We start from the raw sequence: 19,826 nt of genomic DNA on the forward strand, positions 1-19,826 counted from the left end.
GAACCTGGGCTCACAGCCTTTGCAGGCTCTGCTGAACCTGGGCTCACAGCCTTCGAAGGCTCTGCTGAACCTGTGGGAGCGGGTTTACCCGCGAAGAGGCCGGTGCAGGATTAATCAGTCAGGTGCGCTTGCTGAACTGTGCCAGCGCAGGCAAAAGCTGCTTGTCGATCGCCTGGCGCACCGCCGGCAATATCGTCGCGCTGCCGGTATACATCTGCTCGACCATGCCCTTCAGCGCCTTTGCATTGGGCTCGGTCAGCCCACGCACTACCGCCTCGCAGGCCTGCTCGGCGCTGGCCCCGGCGGGGATGTCGAAACCGCGCGCGCGCAGGTGGCCGGCGAGGTCGTCCTGGTCAATCAAATCCGCATGCATCATGGCTGTTGTCCCTTTTATCGCTAAGCGAGTGCTGCTGTGATTTACGACCGATTCTGTGTCCACCGCGACATGCCCGCAAGGGCAGAATGTCGCAATGGCTGCTTTGGCTAAGAACAGGTCGTTTACGGCTAAATCACCCGCCCCTGAAGTGCGCACACTCAAGCCATCTACCGCAACGGAGGGTTTGGTCACCCTCGCTCGTGCACAGTGGATGTTGCTCGCTCTTGGCCCCGGATGCTCACGGCTTTCCGGGGTTATTTTTTGCCCATACTTCGCTGTTTTCCATGCCGCTACCTGACATTTCTGCCAGGTGACTAGCCTGCGTGTTACCTGCTCTGCTAGAGGCGATGGACTTCCAGTGGAGTGGAATTATGAAAATATTTGCCTATAGGGCATGGCTCGTCATCGCAGGGTGCGCGTTGCTAGCAGCTTGCTCGTCATCGACACCGCCAGAGAGCGGAACTTCAAGCCCGGTTAAGCAATTGTTCACGCTTGAACCCACCCCAGATCGCAGTACGCTGCAGAAAACAGCCACGGGGTATCTGGCGACTCTGTTGGCGAACCCAGCTAACGAGGAAATAACGCTGGTTGACGCCAATGCGGAGTTGATCAACAACAGCACTCAGCATTTGGCAGTGACATTGCCCGATGGTAAAACAGCTCAATTCAACGTGCGCGACTTTAGTTCTATGGCCGGTGGTTACGAAGGCTGGGTGGGTTATAAAGGTTCAGCGTGGAAGCTGAATCACCCTTCACCTGCTGAGATCGATTTTGACCCTCGCTATTACCTGTCGATCGTGCGCCACGGCACCCAGTTGGTCGGTAACTTGATCGTGGATAACCAGCGCTATCAACTGGAATCCCTCGGAGGCAGGCAGCATGCGTTAATAAAGGTTGACAGTTCGAAGTTGCCGCCTGAAGACAGTCAGGGTCCACAGGGGCATGCAAATGAAGTATCGGCAGTCAAGACTAATCTACCGCCGAAATCGGCACACAGTACGATCAGGTTGCTGTTTGTCACTACCAATCAGGCCCGCGCTAACAATCCAAACTACCGTGCCGCGCTGATCCTGGGATTGCGGGATGCCAATCAAATCGCAAAAAATAGCCAGGTCGCTATAACGTATGAATTAGCTGGTTTTATGGACGCTAATCACGATGAGACCGGCAAAGATTTTGTCACGCTTCTCAATGATCTGACGTACCGGATGCCGGAGGTGAAAGTTGTGCGGGATCGGCTGCGCGCTGATCTCGTCTCGATGTTAGTGGCTAATAACGAGCTGTGTGGTGGCGGTAAACCGGGCCCAGAAAAACATTTAGGGTTTTCGGCAATCAATTGCATCTCTTCATTGGCGCACGAGATCGGTCACAACTTCGGTATGTCCCATAGCTGGAACGGTGAAAGTAATACCTACACGCATGGATATCAGTATAAACCTGCGTCGGGCTCCCTCAGGTTCCGCACACAGATGGCTTACGATTGCAGTCCGGCCTGCCCTAGGCAAATGTTCTTCTCCAATCCACGCTTGAGTTATCAAGGGCAAGCACTGGGTACGGTAGCTAACCATGATGTTGCTAGAGCGATTAATGAACGCAGAGAAACGGTCGAGAACTTCTACCCTCCCTTTACTGGAAAGAAAGTCGCAAATGTCGCACGCGTCAAATTAGGGCTTCCAGCCTGCTTGACGGTTACATCAAGTGGTGCGCTGACTTTTGCGGATTGCGGAAGTATCAGTGAAAGTAATTTTTGGTACTGGAACAACAGTTTGTGGACGACAATCCGCGTCCAGCAAGGCGATACTTCATCATGCCTTCAATGGACGGCAAATGGTGATGCAGCAGGCATGGGTGCATGCTCAGGTATGCGTTCAAGCTTTAATTTTGAGGACGGGTTGATTAAGTTCTCACTCTTTGGTATCTCCAACTGCCTGGAAGGTAATGAAAGAAGTGACAGCCCTCTATTCAGCAATTGCTCTGAGAGGGATGATGTTCTATGGATGGCTCTACCCTATTAGGGAGCAGGTGGGGCTGCCGTTCCTGGTTTGGACGTCGCCCCACCCGCATTACCGTGGCAACAGGCCAATGATGCGGCCGACGTAGGCGGGTGGTGGAATGCCGTATTGGAGCTTCGTTAGGCGTTGTATGCACTCGGTGGTCACATCACCGAATGGAGATGCCTTCGATGCTTTCAAGCAGACGTGCAATAACATCTGTTCACTGGCTGCCAAAGGCCCCTCAACATTTTCGCTGTGCAAGCTGTGATAAACATGCAAGCGCTTGTGATCAAAACCGATGATCTGCGTTTGCACATACACCTCGGTACCCAGCTTCACTTCGTGCAGGTAGTTGATGTGCGCCTCCAAGGTGAACAGGGAATGCCCACTTTGCCCGCGGCTGTCGGCATCCAGGCCGATACGCTCCATCAATGCATCGGTGGCATAGCTGAAAATCAGCAGGTAATAGGCATCGCGCAGGTGCCCGTTGTAATCCACCCAGTCCTCCTGGACCGGGGTGCGGTAGGTGATCAGTGCGGGCATTGCAGTCTCCTCAATCGCCAAAGGCCATGCCGTGCTTGGCCTTGCTGGTTTTCACCGCGTCCAGCACTGCCAGCAGGGTGTCATCACGGTAGCGCTCCAGCGCCGCAATACTGCGTTCGCCCAGTTGGTCCGAGGTGCCGTCCACAACATCGTCGATCAGCTTGTCGGTCAACTCGGGGGCTGGCAAGTAGGTCCAGGGCAGTTTCAGCGCCGGGCCGAATTGCGACATGAAGTGGCGCATGCCGGCATCGCCACCGGCCAGGGTATAGGTGAGGAAGGTGCCCATGAACGACCAGCGCAGGCCGGCACCAAAGCGGATTGCATCGTCGATCTCGCCGGTGGTCGCCACGCCGTCGTTGACCAAGTGCAGCGCCTCGCGCCACAGCGCTTCGAGCAGGCGGTCGGCAATGAAGCCGGGGACTTCCTTGCGCACATGCAGCGGGCGCATGCCGAGGGCGGTGTAGATGGTTTTTGCCGCATCGATGGCCTCTGGCGAGGTGCGCTTGCCGCCGACGATTTCGACCAGCGGCAGCAGGTAGACCGGGTTGAAGGGGTGGCCAACCACGCAACGTTCAGGGTGGGTGGATGACTCGTAGAATTCACTGGGCAACAGGCCCGAGGTGCTGGAGCCGATGATCGCATCAGGCTTGGCCGCAGCGCTGATCTTCGCGTGCAGGTCGAGCTTGAGGTCCAGGCGCTCTGGCGCGCTTTCCTGGATGAAGTCGGCGTCCCGCACGCAGGCTTCGATGGTGCTGACGAAGGTCAAACGTTGCGGCGATGCGCCTGGCGCCAGGCCTTGTTTTTCCAGCGCCGGCCAGGCGTTGGCGATGCGCTTGCGCAGGGCCTGCTCGGCGCCGGGGGCTGGGTCCCAGGCGACGACATCCAGGCCGTGGGCGAGGGCGCGAGCGACCCAGCCGCTGCCGATCACGCCACTACCCAGGGCGGCGAAGGTCTTGATCTTGGTGATGAAAGGCATAGCGGTCTCCTGTGGGATCAGCGGCGTTTGAGGTTCATTTTTTCCCGGCCCTCGGCCGGGGTCAGCACGCGGGCGCCGAGGCGGGAGATGATCTCCACGGCGCGCTCGACCAGCTGGCCGTTGCTGGCCAGCACGCCACGGTCCAGGTACAGGTTGTCTTCCAGGCCGACGCGCACGTTGCCGCCCAGCAGCACGGCCTGCGCGGCCATGGGCATCTGCATGCGGCCGATGCCGAAGCCGGCCCAGGTGACGTTGGCGGGCAGGTTGTCGACCATGGCCTTCATGGTGGTGGTGTCGGCCGGCGCGCCCCATGGGATGCCCAGGCACAGCTGGAACAGCGGGTCGTCGAGCAGGCCTTCCTTGATCATCTGCTTGGCGAACCACAGGTGGCCGGTGTCGAAGATTTCCAGCTCGGCTTTCACGCCCAGCTCGGTGATGCGCTTGGCACCGGCGCGCAGTTGGGCCGGGGTGGAGACGTAGATCGAATTGCCGTCGCCGAAGTTGAGGGTGCCGCAGTCGAGGGTGCAGATTTCCGGCAGCAGCGCTTCGACGTGGGCCAGGCGCTCCAGCGGGCCGATCAGGTCGGTGCCTGGGCCGAATTCCAGGGGCGTTTCGCCTGGGCCGATTTCCAGGTCGCCGCCCATGCCGGCGGTGAGGTTGACGATGATGTCCACGTCGGCTTCGCGGATGCGTTCCATGACTTCGCGGTACAGGTTCACGTCGCGGCTGAAGCGGCCGGTTTGCGGGTCGCGGACGTGGCAGTGGACCACGGTGGCGCCGGCTTTGGCGGCTTCGACGGCGGCTTCGGCGATCTGCTTGGGGGTGACTGGGACCAGGTGGCTTTTGGAGGCGGTGTCGCCGGCACCGGTGAGGGCGCAGGTGATGATGACGTCGTGGTTCATAGCGGTTCCTTGTGATGTCGGTTCTGGCCTTTTCGCGGGTAAACCCGCTCCCACAGGGGAACGTGATGTCCCTGGCATGCGCTGTACCTGTGGGAGCGGGTTTACCCGCGAAGCGGCCGGATCAGTTGGCGGTAAGCTTGAGGTTGTCCGCAGCGGGCTTGCCATCGAAGGTGGTCACACCTTCAAGCCAGCGGGCCTTGTCCTCGGGGTGGTCCTTGAGCCACTGGCGGGCCGACTCCAGCGCGTCCTTGTGGTCGAGCAGCGGCTGCATCATGCGGCTCTCGTCCTCGGCGCTGAAATTCAGGTTGGCCAGCAGGCGGTGAGCGTTGGGGCAGCGTTCGGCGTAGTCCGGCGCGGTGACCGTCCACACCGTGGCGCGGCCTTCGTCAGGGCCGAGCGCGTCCTGGCTGTCGCCCAGGTAGGCCATGTCGATGTTCACGTTCATGGGGTGCGGCGCCCAGCCGAAGAACACCACCGCCTCCTTGCGCCGCACGGCACGGTCGACCGCGGCGAGCATGCCGGCCTCGCTGGACTCGACCAGCTGGAACTTGCCCAGGCCGAACTGGTTCTTGGCGATCATCGCCTTGATCTGGGTATTGGCCCCCGAGCCGGGCTCGATGCCGTAGATTTTCCCACCCAGTTCCTTTTCGAACTTGTGAATGTCGGCGAAGGTCTTCAACCCCTTGTCGGCCAAGTACTTTGGCACTGCCAGGGTCGCCCGGGCGTCTTCCAGGCTCGGCTTGTCGAGCACCTTGACCTGCTTGGCGTCGATGAACGGGGTGATGGTCTGGGTCATGATCGGGTTCCAGTAACCCAGGAACATGTCCAGGCGTTTGTCGCGGATGCCGGCAAAGATGATCTGCTGCGAAGCGCTGGTCTGCTTGGTCTGGTAACCCAGGCCGTCGAGCAGTACCTGGGCCATGGCGCTGGTGGCGATGACGTCGGTCCAGTTGACCACGCCCAGGCGCACGTTCTGGCAGGCGGCGGGCTCGGCGGCTAGAAGCGGGGTAGAGACGATGCTGCTCACGGCAAGGGTCAACAGGCTGCGGCGGATCAAGCTGTGCATGGTGGCTCTCCATCGGCAGTGCATATTGTTATGGGGATCGGTCTCTCTGGACCGTGTGAACACGCTACGCTGCTGTCGGGGTGGAAAATCGCACCCTGGCGACCAACACTTGCACCCTGGCGACCACCTTCACTGTGGAGCGATGTAATGCCGCAGATCATTCATTTCCTGTTGTTACCCGGCTTCTCGGCCATGGGCTTTATCAGTGCCCTGGAGCCGCTGCGTGTGGCCAACCGCTTCAAGGGCCCGTCGTATCGCTGGCAGGTGCTGAGCCTGGATGGCGGCGCGGTGCAGGCCAGCAATGGGATGTCGGTGAACGCCGATGCGGCATTGGGCGCGGGCGAGGCGGGGGGCATTTTGCTGATCGTCGCAGGCTTCGAGCCTTTGGCCTGTTATGGGCCGCCGCTGCAGCAGGCGCTGCGCCGTCTCGATCATGACGGGGTGATATTGGGTGGCATCGATACCGGGGCGGTGGTGCTGGCCGAGGCGGGCTTGCTCGACGGCCACCGCGCGACCGTGCACTGGGAGGCGCTTGAAGCGTTTAAGGAAAATTACCCAGGTTTGCAGGCGACCCAAGAGTTGTTCGAAATCGACCGGCGGCGCATCACCTGCGCGGGCGGCACCGCCTCGATCGACCTGATGCTCGACCTGATTGCGCAAGCCCACGGCAGTGAGCTGGCGGTGCAGGTGTCGGAGCAGTTCGTGCTCGGGCGTATCCGCCCGCGACAAGACCACCAGCGCATGCAGATCGCCAGCCGCTATGGCATCAGCAACAAGAAGCTGGTGAAAGTGATTGGCGAGATGGAGCGCAATACCGAACAGCCTTTGAATACCCAAGTGCTGGCCGATGCGGTGCAGGTAACGCGGCGGCAGCTGGAGCGGTTGTTTCGGCTGCACCTGGACGACACGCCCAGCGGGTTTTACCTGCGGCTGCGGTTGGACAAGGCGCGGCAGTTGTTGCGCCAGACCGACATGAGTGTGCTGGAGGTGGGGGTCGCGTGTGGGTTTGAGTCGGCGTCGTACTTTACCCGCTGTTACCGGGCGCGGTATCAGCGGTGCCCGCGGGAGGACAGATTAGCCCGGGCGGTTTGAGGTTCATGTGGGAGCGGCCTTGCGTCGCGAAAGGCCGCTCCCACAGAACCGATACTCGTTACTGCTGCCCGATAGACTGCAGGTACTCCGACCGGTCATCACTGCGCTGCGCCACACAGGTGCCCCACGCCGCCTCGAACGCCTTGCTCCCAGGCTTCTCGGCAAAGGTCTCGACCTTGCAATCGGCATCGCGCAGCTGGGCCCAGAGTTTTTCCGCCGCCTCCATGCGCCCCACCAAGGCATTGGCCTGGTCGGCTTCGTCGGCATACTGGTCGCGAATGCGCTGGATCAAGTCATCGTAAGCCGACTTCAGCTCCCGCTCGGCCGTCTGCTTGTTGAAGGCCGCGCACGCGTACGTCTGTTGGTCGGTCTCGACGTTGTCGCACGGGGTGCTTTCTTCCTCGCCGGCCTGGGCGCCCGACACGACGGCCAGCAGTACCAGGCATGCCATTGATTTCATCCTTTATCTCCTCAACAGGCTGACGAATCGCAGGGATTCTCGCTCAGCCGAAGGCAACGCGGTAGCTCCCTGACGAAATGTTCATGAAAGCGAGCAAAATGTCGTTATCGAGACTGCCTCTCATCGCCAGATAGCGTCGCAGAGGGCCTGTTGTCGCGCATTGACGCTTTCGGCAAACCCCCTGTCGTTTTTGCATCGGGGCGCCTCGGGGCACAGGCATATGCTGGCCCCAAAGCGCCGGCACAACGTTCGGCGTGACCCAACTCAATAAAAGGGGACAGCCTGATGAGCCCAGCCGAATTACACGCCGACAGCATCGTCATCGACGGTTTGATCATTGCCAAATGGAACCGCGAGCTGTTCGAAGACATGCGCAAAGGCGGCCTGACTGCGGCCAACTGCACGGTGTCGGTCTGGGAAGGGTTCAAGGCCACGGTCGACCAGATCGCCTCCAGCCAGAAGCTGATCCGCGACAACAGCGACCTGGTCATGCCGGTGCGCACCACCGCCGACATCCGCAAGGCGAAAGAACTGGGCAAGACCGGCATCCTCTTCGGCTTCCAGAACGCCCACGCGTTCGAAGACCAGATCGCCTACGTGGACGTGTTCAAGCAGCTGGGCGTGGGCATCGTGCAGATGTGCTACAACACCCAGAACCTGGTCGGCACCGGCTGCTACGAGCGTGACGGCGGCCTGTCGGGCTTCGGCCGCGAGATCGTCGCCGAGATGAACCGCGTTGGCATCATGTGCGACCTGTCGCACGTGGGCTCCAAGACTTCTGAAGAAGTCATCCTCGAATCGAAGAAGCCGGTCTGCTACTCCCACTGCCTGCCGTCGGGGCTCAAGGAGCACCCGCGCAACAAGTCGGACGAAGAGCTGAAATTCATCGCCGACCACGGCGGCTTCGTTGGCGTGACCATGTTTGCGCCGTTCCTGGCCAAGGGCATCGATTCGACCATCGACGACTACGCCGAAGCCATCGAATACACCATGAACATCGTCGGTGAAGACGCCATCGGCATCGGCACCGACTTCACCCAGGGTCACGGGCAGGACTTCTTCGAATACCTGACCCACGACAAGGGCTACGCCCGTCGCCTGACCAACTTCGGCAAGATCATCAACCCGCTGGGCATTCGCACCGTTGGCGAGTTCCCCAACCTCACCGAGACCTTGCTCAAGCGCGGCCACTCCGAGCGTGTGGTGCGCAAGATCATGGGCGAGAACTGGGTAAACGTCCTCAAGGATGTCTGGGGCGAGTAAGCCGCTCTCCAAGCCTGAAAGCCCCTGCCAGCAACGCCGGGGCATCCCAATAAAAAATTTTATGGAGTTGAGTTTCCATGGCCAAGATCGCCCCGCAATTGCCAATCGAAGTCGACAGTGAGACCGGTGTCTGGACCAGCGACGCCTTGCCGATGCTGTACGTGCCACGCCATTTCTTCGTTAACAACCACATCGGTATCGAGGAAGTGCTGGGCGCCGACGCCTATGCCGAGATCCTCTACAAGGCGGGCTACAAGTCGGCCTGGCACTGGTGTGAAAAAGAAGCCGAGTGCCATGGCCTGGAAGGCGTGGCGGTGTTCGAGCATTACATGAAGCGCCTGTCCCAGCGTGGCTGGGGCCTGTTCGAGATCCAGGACATCGACCTGGACAAAGGCACCTGCAGCGTCAAGCTCAAGCACTCCGCCTTCGTCTACGTGTACGGCAAGGTTGGCCGCAAGGTCGACTACATGTTCACCGGCTGGTTCGCCGGCGCAATGGACCAGATTCTCGCTGCCCGTGGCAGCAAGATCCGCACCGTGGCCGAGCAGGTCTATGGCGGGTCGGAAGAAGGCCACGAAGATGGCCTGTTCGTTACAAAGCCGTTGTAAGCCGGAGATAGCGTCATGGCATTCGAAGCAATGTTCCAGCCGATCCAGATCGGCAAACTGACCATCCGCAACCGCGTGCTCAGCACCGCGCACGCCGAGGTCTACGCCACTGACGGCGGCATGACGACCGACCGCTATGTGAAGTACTACGAAGAGAAGGCCAAGGGCGGCATCGGCCTGGCGATCTGCGGCGGCTCGTCCGTGGTCGCCATCGACAGCCCGCAAGAATGGTGGGCGTCGGTCAACCTGTCGACCGACCGCATCATTCCGCACTTCCAGAACCTGGCCGACGCCATGCACAAGCATGGCGCCAAGATCATGATCCAGATTACCCACATGGGCCGTCGCTCGCGTTGGGACGGCTTCAACTGGCCGACCCTGATGTCGCCGTCGGGTATCCGTGAACCCGTGCACCGCGCCACCTGCAAGACCATCGAGGTGGAAGAGATCTGGCGGGTGATCGGCAACTACGCGCAGGCTGCGCGTCGTGCCAAAGAAGGCGGCCTGGACGGCGTCGAACTGTCGGCCGTGCACCAGCACATGATCGACCAGTTCTGGAGCCCGCGGGTCAACAAGCGTACCGACGAATGGGGCGGTACGTTCGAAGGCCGCATGAAGTTCGGCATGGAAGTGCTCAAGGCTGTGCGCGCCGAGGTCGGTGACGACTTCTGCGTGGGCATGCGTATCTGCGGCGACGAATTCCACCCCGATGGCCTGAGCCACGAGGACATGAAGCAGATCGCCGCCTATTACGACGCGACCGGCATGCTCGACTTCATCGGCGTGGTGGGCTCGGGTTGCGACACCCACAACACCCTGGCCAACGTTATCCCGAACATGAGCTACCCGCCGGAGCCGTTCCTGCACCTGGCGGCCGGCATCAAGGAAGTGGTCAAGGTCCCGGTGCTGCACGCGCAGAACATCAAAGACCCCAACCAGGCCACGCGCATCCTCGAAGGCGGCTATGTCGACATGGTCGGCATGACCCGCGCGCACATGGCTGACCCGCACCTGATCGCCAAGATCAAGATGGGCCAGATCGACCAGATCAAACAGTGCGTCGGTGCCAACTACTGCATCGACCGCCAGTACCAAGGCCTGGATGTACTGTGCATCCAGAACGCCGCGACCTCCCGTGAATACATGGGCGTGCCGCACATCATCGAGAAGACCACCGGTGTCAAACGCAAGGTGGTGGTGGTTGGCGCCGGCCCAGCCGGCATGGAAGCCGCCCGCGTGGCGGCCGAGCGCGGCCACGACGTGACCTTGTTCGAGAAGAAAGACCAGATCGGCGGGCAGATCACCATCGCCGCCAAGGCACCGCAGCGCGACCAGATCGCCGGTATCACCCGCTGGTACCAACTGGAACTGGCACGCCTGAAAGTCGACCTGCGCCTGGGCACCGCTGCCAGCGTGGACGCGATCCAGGACCTGCGCCCGGACGTCATCGTGCTGGCGGTGGGCGGCCATCCGTTCGTCGAGCAGAACGAGCACTGGGGCGCGGCCGAAGGGCTGGTGGTCAGTAGCTGGGACGTGCTCGATGGCAAGGTTGCGCCGGGCAAGAACGTGCTGGTGTACGACACCATCTGCGAGTTCACCGGCATGTCGACGGCGGACTACATTGCCGACAAGGGCAGCCAGGTCGAAATCGTCACCGACGACATCAAGCCAGGCGTGGCCATGGGCGGCACGACCTTCCCGACCTACTACCGCAGCATGTACCCCAAAGAAGTGATCATGACCGGCGACATGATGCTGGAAAAGGTCTACCGCGAAGGCGACAAGCTGGTGGCGGTGCTGGAGAACGAATACACCGGTGCCAAGGAAGAACGCGTGGTCGATCAGGTAGTGATCGAGAACGGCGTGCGCCCTGACGAGGAGCTGTACTACGCGCTGAAGGATGGCTCGCGCAACAAGGGCCAGATCGATGTGGAGGCGCTGTTTGCCATCAAGCCGCAGCCGATCCTCAGCCAGCCGGGCGAGGGCTACCTGCTGTACCGCATCGGCGACTGCGTGGCCCAGCGCAACGTGCATGCGGCGATCTACGACGCCTTGCGCCTGTGCAAGGATTTCTGATCGTTAACAGTCGCCGCCACTGAGCGCGGCCTCTGTGGGAGCGGGTTTACCCGCGAATGCGTCAGCTCTGACAACGCCGTTGCCTGACCGGACGCATTCGCGGGTAAACCCGCTCCCACAAGGGGCCAGTCTCGTCCTCAAGGCGGCGCAAGAATCCAGCTGTTGTGGGAGTCTCCCATGTTGAACACCCTTCTACCCATTCTGCTGTTCGCTGCCCTTGGCCTGGCGGTGCTCGGCGCCCTGCGCCGAGTGCGTATGTGGCGGCGTGGCCGAGCGTCCAAGGTCAATTTGATCGGCGGCCTGCTGGCCATGCCGCGACGCTACCTGGTCGACCTGCACCACGTGGTCGAACGCGACAAGTACATGTCCAAGACCCACGTCGCCACAGCGGGCGGCTTTGTGCTGTCGGCGGCCTTGGCGATCCTGGTGCACGGCTTCGGCCTGCAGAGCAAGATCCTTGGCTACGCGCTGCTGGTCGCCACGGTGATCATGTTCACCGGTGCGATCTTTGTCTTCAAACGCCGCCTTAACCCACCTGCGCGCCTGTCCAAGGGCCCGTGGATGCGCCTGCCGAAAAGCCTGCTGGTGTTTGCTGCAAGCTTCTTCATCGCCACCTTGCCGGTCGCCGGCATTCTGCCCGCCAACACCGGTGGCTGGGTGATGGTCGGTGTACTTGGCCTGGGTGTGCTGTGGGGCGTGTCGGAGCTGTTCTTCGGCATGACCTGGGGCGGCCCGATGAAACACGCCTTCGCCGGTGCCTTGCACCTGGCATGGCACCGCCGTGCCGAACGTTTCGGTGGCGGCCGCTCCACCGGCCTCAAGCCGCTGGACCTGGAAGACCCGAATGCGCCGCTGGGCGTGGAAAAACCGGTGGACTTCACCTGGAACCAGCTGCTCGGGTTCGATGCCTGCGTGCAGTGCGGTAAATGTGAAGCCATGTGCCCGGCCTATGCCGCCGGCCAGCCGCTGAACCCGAAAAAACTGATTCAAGACATGGTCATCGGCCTGGCCGGTGGCACCGACGCCAAGTTTGCTGGCAGCCCGTACCCGGGCAAGCCGATCGGCGAACATGGCGGCCACCCGCACCAGCCGATCGTCAACGGCCTGGTCGACGCCGAAACGCTGTGGTCGTGCACCACCTGCCGTGCCTGCGTCGAGGAATGCCCGATGATGATCGAGCACGTCGATGCCATCGTCGACATGCGCCGCCACCTTACCCTTGAAAAAGGCGCGACCCCGAACAAAGGCGCGGAAGTACTGGAAAACCTGATCGCCACCGACAACCCAGGCGGCTTCGCCCCAGGCGGGCGGATGAACTGGGCGGCCGACCTCAACCTGAAACTGCTGTCGGACGTGAAAACCACCGAAGTGCTGTTCTGGGTCGGCGACGGCGCCTTCGACATGCGCAACCAGCGCACCCTGCGCTCGTTCGTCAAAGTGCTCAAGGCCTCGGGCGTAGACTTCGCCGTGCTTGGCCTGGAGGAACGCGACAGCGGTGACGTGGCACGTCGCTTGGGTGATGAAGCAACCTTCCAGCAATTGGCCAAACGCAATATCCAGACCTTGGCCAAATACACGTTCCAGCGCATCGTCACCTGCGACCCGCACAGTTTCCATGTGCTGAAAAACGAGTACGGCGCGCTGGGTGGGGATTACCAGGTGCAGCACCACAGCACCTACATCGCCGAACTGATCGCAGCCAAGAAGCTCAACCTCGGCCAGCACAAGGGCGGCAGCGTTACCTACCACGACCCGTGCTACCTGGGCCGTTACAACGGTGAATACGAAGCGCCCCGTGAAGTGCTCAAGGCGTTGGGTATCGAAGTGCGCGAGATGGAACGCTCGGGCTTCCGTTCCCGTTGCTGTGGCGGTGGCGGCGGTGCGCCGATCACCGACATCCCGGGCAAGCAACGTATCCCCGACATGCGCATGGACGACATTCGCGAGACCCAGGCGGAGCTGGTTGCAGTGGGCTGCCCACAGTGCACCGCGATGCTCGAGGGCGTTGTCGAACCGCGCCCACAGATCAAGGACCTCGCCGAGTTGGTAGCTGATGTGCTGATCGAAGAGGAAACCCCTGCGGCCCCAAAGTCGCCAACGGTTAAACGTGAACCTGCGGAGGTGCACTGATGAGCGACATCATCCGCCGCGACCCACGCGCCGAGTGGATCGCCCGTAACCGTCTGCACCCGCTGCACGCGGCCATGCAGACGCAACAAACCAGCTGGATGGGGCCCAACGGCCTCATGCGCAAGAACCCGCATGCCATCGCCGCCGGTTTCATCGGCCCCAGTGGCATCAAGCGTATCGACCGCAGCGGTGCCCAGCAGGGCACGGGTGTGGGCGGGCGACGCACAGCGGCGGCGGCCGTCCAGTTGCCGCTGCACCAGGTGCCGGCGCCGGCGTTCTACATTGCCGTGGTGCCGGACATGGTCGGTGGCCGCCTGAGCAGCCACGACCGCGACCTGCTGGGCCTGGCCCATAGCCTGGCCGGCAACGACGGCGCAGTGTTGGCCGTGGTCTTTGGTGAACACAAGGAAAGCAACTTTTCCACAGCCGGCGTCGACCGCCTGCTGGTCATCGAAGGCGAAGCGTTCGAGGGTTATGCACCGGAGCAACTTGTGCAGGGGTTGCGGGCTGTGGATAACCAGTTCACACCGCGCCACTGGCTGCTGCCCGACAGCCGCACCGGCGGCGGCGAGCTGGGGCGGCGCTTCGGTGCCGCTTTGGGCGAACGGCCTGCGACGCGGGTTTGGCAGGTCAAGGACGGCCAATGCATCGGCCGCGCCGGCGCGGGTCAACAGGACCTGCAACGCGCCGTGCCACGGTTGATCCTGGCTGCGGCGGAATGTGCGGAGCCGGTCAGCGAAACCCGTCACGAAGCGCTGCCGGTAGAGTTGTCCACAAGTGTCGCACGCAGCCTGTCGCGTATCGAAGACCTCGGCTCGGTGGCCGTGGACCCGGCCACCATTGCCATGGCCGAGTCCGAGTTCATCGTTTCGGGCGGTAACGGCGTCAAGGACTGGGACCTGTACCACAAGGCAACTGCGGCCCTCGGCGCCACCGAAGGCGCCTCGCGGGTGGCGGTGGACGACGGCTTCATGCCGCGCAACCGCCAGGTCGGTGCTACCGGTACCTGGGTCACGGCACGGGTGTACGTGGCTGTGGGTATCTCTGGCGCGATCCAGCACCTGCAGGGCATCGGCGCCTGCGACAAGGTGGTGGCGATCAACATGGACCCTGGCTGCGACATGATCAAACGGGCTGACCTGTCGGTGATTGGCGACAGTTCGGCGATTCTCAAGGCGCTGATCGAAGCTGTGGACAACTTCCGCAGCGGCGGCCAGCGCGACGCGGCATAAGGGCACGAGCATGAGTACGAAAGTCATCAGCCTGGTTTCCATCGGTGCTCACCCAAGCTCTGGCCGCGCGCGCCGCGCCGAGCAGGATGCCCGCGCGGTGGAGCTGGGGTTGCAGCTGGCTGGGGATAACTTGCAGGTGGTGCATGCCGGTGACCCGCGGGAAGAGGCGCTGCGGGCCTATCTGGGCATGGGTCTGGAGCACCTGGACGTACTGGAACAGCCAGCCGGGGCGGATGTGTTGGGCGTGCTTGGCGACTACCTGCGCGACGCTGGCGCCCAGCTGGTGCTGACCGGGACTCAGGCCGAAACGGGCGAAGGTTCGGGCATGTTGCCGTTCCTGCTGGCCGAGAAGCTGGGCTGGCCGTTGATCGTTGGCCTGGCGGAAGTGGAGTCGATTGAAAATGGCACCGCCCAGGTGCTGCAGGCACTGCCACGCGGGCAGCGGCGTCGCCTGAAGGTGCGCCTGCCGTTGTTGGCGACTGTGGATAACGCCGCGCCCAAGCCACGCCAGAGCGCGTTCGGGCCGGCGCGGCGGGGTGTGTTGGCAGCGCGTAACGTGGCGATTGTCGAAGACGACCTGCTGGCCGAGGCAGAGCTGCAACCGGCCCGCCCACGGCCCAAGCGATTGAAGGTGATCAAGGCCAAGAGCGGCGCCGACCGGATGAAAGCGGCCACGGCCAAGGCCAGTGGCGGCGGGGGCAAGGTGCTCAAGGATGTATCGCCGCAAGAAGGCGCCGAGGCAATCCTCAAGCTATTGGTGGAGGAAGGGGTCCTGCGCTGAGTTATCTGCCGTGCGTCATGCGCGCACTTTGTAGGAGCAGCCTTGTGCTGCGAAGAGGCCGGTAAATGCACAGTGAATCTTCGCTGCTGTCACCGGCCTCTTCGCAGCACAAGGCTGCTCCTACAGGGCCGGTTAGGTGGCCACGTTGAATGCCGGAAGGTCAATTCAGGGCAGGAATTTTACCCACGAAATCTGTTCGCCAAGGTGTGGATAAAGTGTTTGCGCTTCGCTACAAGGCGCGGAACTCGGGGCTTACGCTGGGTTGATCAAAAAGTGAGCATAAGTGCCATACAGAGAAGTTCTTGGGCGTTATCCACAGTTTTACTTGGCAGAGCGAGCTTCTGCACGGCGTCACTGTGGATGAACCTGTGAATAAGGTGTTGGAAAATGCAGAAGCGCCTTGGAACAGTTTGACCTGGCATTTTTGACAGTTTCTGAGAGTGCCCGCCGGTATTAAAGTCGTCGTCACGCCTGTCGAGACGTGAGTCGACCTATGAACCGTGCCCAGTTGTTGATGACGGATATGCAGCGATCTGCCTTGATGGGGTCAGGCGCAAGCTCGAAAATGAGGGCTTACACGCCATATGGGTACGCTCTACTCGGTGCTGGGCCGTTCACCGCCTTCGCAGGCGAACGTCATGACTCAACTTCTGGATGCTACTTACTCGGCAACGGCTACAGGTCATACAGTCCTGGCCTGCTGCGTTTCCTGAGCCCGGATAAGTTGAGCCCGTTCGACCTAGGCGGGTTCAATGCCTATGCATATTGCGCCGGTGATCCTGTCAATCGTAGTGATCCATCAGGGAGAGGTCCGCTGGACTGGTTGGTGCAAGCAATCTTCGGGGTTGGCAACGCGGCAACGATCGGTGCGGGAGTCAGCTTCAGTGCCAACCGCCATGCCAATCCTCCTGCTCAAGGCTTCACCCGCTTGCAGGCCTTCACTGATCGCGCCATAGCAAATGCATTGACCCTAGGCGGCAGTGCTGGGCTGGCCGCACGTTACTTCACGGCACGCGCAATGATGGATCCCTCTCGTGCAGCGATGTTCAATCAACAAGCTACGACCGCGAACCTAGTGTCTGGTGTGTTGGTAGGTTCGGCAACTGTGGTCTACGAAGTTAGGGCAGCGATTCGCTGGGTGAATCAGTCTAGAGCCGCAGGGCGCAGACCTGGCCAAGCTCTGGCGCGGGGCGTCTATGAGTCTACAAACGCCGATCTAATTGTTGGCGCAGCGCGGTCAGTGGCACGCGGGATTGCAAGCGTAGCCAGTGCAGTAGGGAATGCCGCGCGTGATATGCATCGGAGATTCAAATGGTGGATCGCGGGCGAGAAGAACAACGAGGTTAGGATGCAGGGGACGTTCAATCAGCATAACGAGTTGTGAGTATCGTCAATGCCTGAGCATGAGCACTTGAACGGGGCTTGTTCACCCTATGCAGACTCACGTCGTTCAGGTGGTCGTGCGCTGGCCTTCTGCGGCGAACGTCGCGACGGTCGCCCAGGCAGCCGCATTTGCTGCCACCCGGGCTTGTATCAACTTACTGCGCCTGCACTTCCTTCAAATACGGCGCTGGCTCCGCCCCCAGGTTCTCCAGCACCCGCTGGCTGTACCAGTCGATGAAGTTCACCACACCAAACTCATAAGTCTTCGAGTACGGCCCTGGCTGGTACGCCGTGGAGTTGATCCCGCGCTGGTTCTCTTCCGCCAGACGGCGGTCCTGGTCGTTGGTGGCATCCCACACCTTGCGCATCTGCGCAGGGTCGTAGTCGACGCCTTCGACCGCGTCCTTGTGCACCAGCCACTTGGTGGTGACCAAGGTCTCCTGGGCGCTGATCGGCCACACGGTGAAGACGATCATGTGATCGCCCATGCAGTGGTTCCACGAGTGCGGCAGGTGCAGGATGCGCATCGAGCCGAGGTCCGGGTTCTTGATGCGGCCCATCAGCTTCTGGCAGGCCTGCTTGCCGTCCATGGTCATCGACACGGTGCCCTTGAGCAGCGGCATGCGCACGATGCGGTTACGCAGGCCGTGGCTCTTGTGCAGGTACGGGATTTTCTCGGCGTCCCAGGCAGCGGCAGAGGCGGCCACGTGGTCCTTGAATTCCTGGCTGGCACGCGGGTCGTTGGTGTCGTCCCATTCAAGCAGGGTCTTCAGCAGCTCGGGGTGCGAGCCGCTGCAGTGGTAGCACTCGCGGTTGTTTTCCAGTACCAGCTTCCAGTTGGCCTTCTCTAGCAACTGGGTCTGCACCGCGATCTTGGTGTTCTCCATGTCGTACGGTTCCATGTAATGGTCCAAAGTGGCCAGGAACTCGTCGATGGCTGGCGGGTTTTCTGCCAGGCTGATGAAGATGTAACCCCCCGCGACCTTCACGTTCACAGGCTTGAGGCCGTATTCCTTCATGTCGAAGTCGGCGCCCATTTCGGTGCCGGCGAACAGCAGGCGGCCGTCCAGCTCGTAGGTCCACTGGTGGTAATGGCAGACCAGCTTGGCCACCTTGCCCTTGTCGCTGGTGCACAAGCGCGAGCCGCGGTGGCGGCAGACGTTGTGGAAGGCATGCACCTTACCTTCGGCGCCACGGATGACGATGATCGGGTTCTTGCCGATCTGCAGGGTGATGAAGTTGCCTTTGGCCGGAATCTCGCAAGTCATGCCGGCGATCAGCCACTCCTTGTGGAAGATCTCCTGCATGTCGATCTGGAACAGACGCTCGTCGGTGTAGAAAGGCTGGGGCAGCGAGTAGGTGCGCTCGCGGGTTTGCAGCATCTCGGCGGTGGCCTTGCGTGCTGCTTCCAGTGGATCGCCCAGGCTCAGGGTTGCGGTGACGTCCATCGTGTGGTCCTCGGGGCCGCGTGCGGCCGGCAAAAGGTGGCTAATCATTGTTGTGGTGCCGCAAGGCTGTCGTTAAAAAAACAGCAGGTTCTTTTGCCGTGGAGTGTGCGTCCGAAGGCGTCGTGAACCGTATCCATGGGCGACATGGCCGATTTGAATAACGACGCCACAGCCCTTGTAGCATGGGGCTGGTCGCGATAAGTACGCCGATGTCGCAGGCAGGAATGTACGTCGCCTTCAGCTTGCGCATTATCGACGCCATAAAAAGGCCAATAGTCGGCTGCTGGAGATGAACATGTCCGATACCTTCCTCAATCCGGTCACCACCCAGACCTGGGCCAACGGCCGCCACATCGTGCGCTGCGTCAAGGTCATCCAGGAGACCTGGGACGTGCGCACCTTCTGCTTCATGGCCGACCAACCGATCATGTTCTTCTTCAAGCCAGGGCAGTTCGTCACCCTGGAGCTTGAGATCGAAGGCAAGCCGGTGATGCGCTCCTACACCATCTCCAGTTCGCCGTCGGTGCCTTACAGCTTCTCGATCACCGTCAAGCGGGTGCCGGGCGGGCATGTCTCCAACTACCTGCACGACACCATGCACGAAGGCGCCGAACTGCCCGTGCACGGGCCGGTGGGGTTGTTCAACGCCATCGACTTCCCGTCGGGCAAGGTGCTGTACCTCTCGGGCGGTGTCGGTATTACCCCGGTGATGTCGATGGCGCGTTGGTTCTACGACACCAACGCCAATGTCGACATGGTGTTCGTGCACAGTGCCCGTTCGCCGAAAGACATCATCTTCCACCGCGAGCTGGAGCAGATGGCCTCGCGCATCCCCAACTTCAGCCTGCACATCATTTGCGAGAAGCACGGGCTGGGCGAGCCGTGGGCGGGTTACCGCGGGTACCTGAACCAGCGCCTGATGGAACTGATCGCGCCCGACTACATGGAGCGCACGGTGTTCTGTTGCGGCCCGACGCCGTACATGACCGCGGTCAAACGCATGCTAGAAGCCGTCGGCTTCGACATGAAGAACTACCACGAAGAGTCGTTCGGCGCGACGCCCGCAGAAGCCAAGGCCGATGCCGTGGAGCATGCCGAGCAGGCCGCCGATGCACCGGAAGTGGATGTTTCGGACCTCAACCTGGTGGAGTTCATTGGCAGTGAGAAGAGCATCCGCATCGCCCCGGGCGAGACCGTGCATGCGGCGGCGGCGAAAGTTGGGCTGATGATCCCCAAGGCTTGCGGCATGGGCATTTGCGGGACATGCAAGGTGCTCAAGCTGGGTGGCGAGGTGGAGATGGAACACAACGGCGGCATTACCGAGGAAGACGAGGCCGAGGGGTACATCCTGTCGTGCTGCAGTGTGCCGAAAGGGGATGTGCGGATCGATTACTGATCTGCAGATTTTGGGGCCGCTTTGCGGCCCATTCGCGGCCGGTCCGACGCCTCGGCAAGGCCGCTCCCACAGGTTCACCGCAGGCTTGAGGGTTACGGTG

Annotated in this window: 17 protein-coding genes; 10 read left to right on the top strand and 7 right to left on the bottom strand. The window is 61.5% G+C overall.

Features of this window, described 5'->3' with window-relative positions; all coding sequences use genetic code 11:
- Positions 1–118 precede the first annotated feature (118 nt).
- On the bottom strand, positions 119–376 hold the full coding sequence (locus GIB19_RS15645) for a hypothetical protein (RefSeq protein ID WP_027594285.1): 258 nt from the start codon (positions 374–376) through the stop codon (positions 119–121).
- Between the two features lie 371 nt (positions 377–747).
- On the opposite strand from GIB19_RS15645, the gene GIB19_RS15650 reads away from it, so the two are divergent.
- Positions 748–2,391 (top strand): reprolysin-like metallopeptidase, encoded by a 1,644-nt coding sequence (locus tag GIB19_RS15650; RefSeq protein WP_099430852.1) that lies wholly within the window; start codon positions 748–750, stop codon positions 2,389–2,391.
- Between the two features lie 48 nt (positions 2,392–2,439).
- On the opposite strand, the gene GIB19_RS15655 is transcribed toward GIB19_RS15650, so the two are convergent.
- From GIB19_RS15655 to choX, 4 genes are all read right to left on the bottom strand, one after another.
- Positions 2,440–2,913 (bottom strand): thioesterase family protein, encoded by a 474-nt coding sequence (locus GIB19_RS15655; protein ID WP_099428107.1) that lies wholly within the window; start codon positions 2,911–2,913, stop codon positions 2,440–2,442.
- Between the two features lie 10 nt (positions 2,914–2,923).
- A complete protein-coding gene (locus tag GIB19_RS15660) occupies positions 2,924–3,889 on the bottom strand; it encodes an L-carnitine dehydrogenase (RefSeq protein WP_099428108.1) in 966 nt (321 codons plus the stop codon).
- A gap of 17 nt (positions 3,890–3,906) precedes the next feature.
- Positions 3,907–4,791 carry a 3-keto-5-aminohexanoate cleavage protein gene (locus GIB19_RS15665; protein ID WP_027594288.1) on the bottom strand — a complete coding sequence of 295 codons (885 nt, stop codon included), beginning with the start codon at positions 4,789–4,791 and terminating at the stop codon, positions 3,907–3,909.
- 121 nt (positions 4,792–4,912) lie between these two features.
- The gene (choX, locus tag GIB19_RS15670; RefSeq protein WP_099428110.1) at positions 4,913–5,857 is read right to left on the bottom strand and encodes a choline ABC transporter substrate-binding protein; all 945 of its coding nucleotides are present in this window, start codon (positions 5,855–5,857) and stop codon (positions 4,913–4,915) included.
- A 147-nt stretch (positions 5,858–6,004) separates the two neighbouring features.
- Between choX and GIB19_RS15675 the strand changes: the two genes are divergently transcribed.
- The gene (locus tag GIB19_RS15675; RefSeq protein WP_027594290.1) at positions 6,005–6,949 is read left to right on the top strand and encodes a GlxA family transcriptional regulator; all 945 of its coding nucleotides are present in this window, start codon (positions 6,005–6,007) and stop codon (positions 6,947–6,949) included.
- A gap of 58 nt (positions 6,950–7,007) precedes the next feature.
- Here GIB19_RS15675 and GIB19_RS15680 read toward each other — a convergent pair whose 3' ends face one another.
- Complete coding sequence (locus GIB19_RS15680; protein WP_027594291.1) at positions 7,008–7,409, bottom strand: lysozyme inhibitor LprI family protein; 402 nt, start codon at positions 7,407–7,409, stop codon at positions 7,008–7,010.
- 285 nt (positions 7,410–7,694) lie between these two features.
- Here GIB19_RS15680 and GIB19_RS15685 point away from each other — a divergent pair, with 285 nt between their 5' ends.
- From GIB19_RS15685 to GIB19_RS15715, 7 genes are all read left to right on the top strand, one after another.
- On the top strand, positions 7,695–8,672 hold the full coding sequence (locus GIB19_RS15685; protein ID WP_027594292.1) for a dipeptidase: 978 nt from the start codon (positions 7,695–7,697) through the stop codon (positions 8,670–8,672).
- A 77-nt stretch (positions 8,673–8,749) separates the two neighbouring features.
- Entirely contained in the window at positions 8,750–9,280 is a 531-nt protein-coding gene (locus GIB19_RS15690; RefSeq protein WP_027594293.1) for a DUF5943 domain-containing protein, read from the top strand.
- 15 nt (positions 9,281–9,295) lie between these two features.
- Positions 9,296–11,356 (top strand): dimethylglycine demethylation protein DgcA, encoded by a 2,061-nt coding sequence (gene dgcA / locus GIB19_RS15695; RefSeq protein ID WP_027594294.1) that lies wholly within the window; start codon positions 9,296–9,298, stop codon positions 11,354–11,356.
- Between the two features lie 177 nt (positions 11,357–11,533).
- The gene (gene dgcB, locus GIB19_RS15700; RefSeq protein ID WP_099428112.1) at positions 11,534–13,486 is read left to right on the top strand and encodes a dimethylglycine demethylation protein DgcB; all 1,953 of its coding nucleotides are present in this window, start codon (positions 11,534–11,536) and stop codon (positions 13,484–13,486) included.
- Entirely contained in the window at positions 13,486–14,718 is a 1,233-nt protein-coding gene (gene etfA, locus GIB19_RS15705; protein WP_085273836.1) for an electron transfer flavoprotein subunit alpha, read from the top strand. Before dgcB ends, etfA begins: the two co-directional genes overlap by 1 nt.
- 10 nt (positions 14,719–14,728) lie before the next feature.
- Positions 14,729–15,499, top strand: a complete 771-nt coding sequence (etfB, locus tag GIB19_RS15710) for an electron transfer flavoprotein subunit beta (RefSeq protein WP_027594297.1) — start codon at positions 14,729–14,731, stop codon at positions 15,497–15,499.
- Positions 15,500–15,992: 493 nt separating this feature from the next.
- On the top strand, positions 15,993–16,883 hold the full coding sequence (locus tag GIB19_RS15715) for an RHS repeat-associated core domain-containing protein (protein ID WP_099428113.1): 891 nt from the start codon (positions 15,993–15,995) through the stop codon (positions 16,881–16,883).
- A 154-nt stretch (positions 16,884–17,037) separates the two neighbouring features.
- Here the strand turns inward: GIB19_RS15715 and gbcA are convergent, their stop codons facing one another.
- Positions 17,038–18,330: a glycine-betaine demethylase subunit GbcA gene (gbcA, locus tag GIB19_RS15720; RefSeq protein WP_027594299.1), complete on the bottom strand. Its 1,293-nt coding sequence runs from the start codon at positions 18,328–18,330 to the stop codon at positions 17,038–17,040.
- A 295-nt stretch (positions 18,331–18,625) separates the two neighbouring features.
- On the opposite strand from gbcA, the gene gbcB reads away from it, so the two are divergent.
- Positions 18,626–19,726, top strand: coding sequence for a glycine-betaine demethylase subunit GbcB (gene gbcB, locus GIB19_RS15725; protein ID WP_027594300.1), 1,101 nt, complete (start codon positions 18,626–18,628; stop codon positions 19,724–19,726).
- Positions 19,727–19,826 lie beyond the last annotated feature (100 nt).

The sequence above is a fragment of the Pseudomonas sp. ITEM 17296 genome (assembly GCF_028895205.1).
Lineage (GTDB): Bacteria > Pseudomonadota > Gammaproteobacteria > Pseudomonadales > Pseudomonadaceae > Aquipseudomonas > Aquipseudomonas kermanshahensis.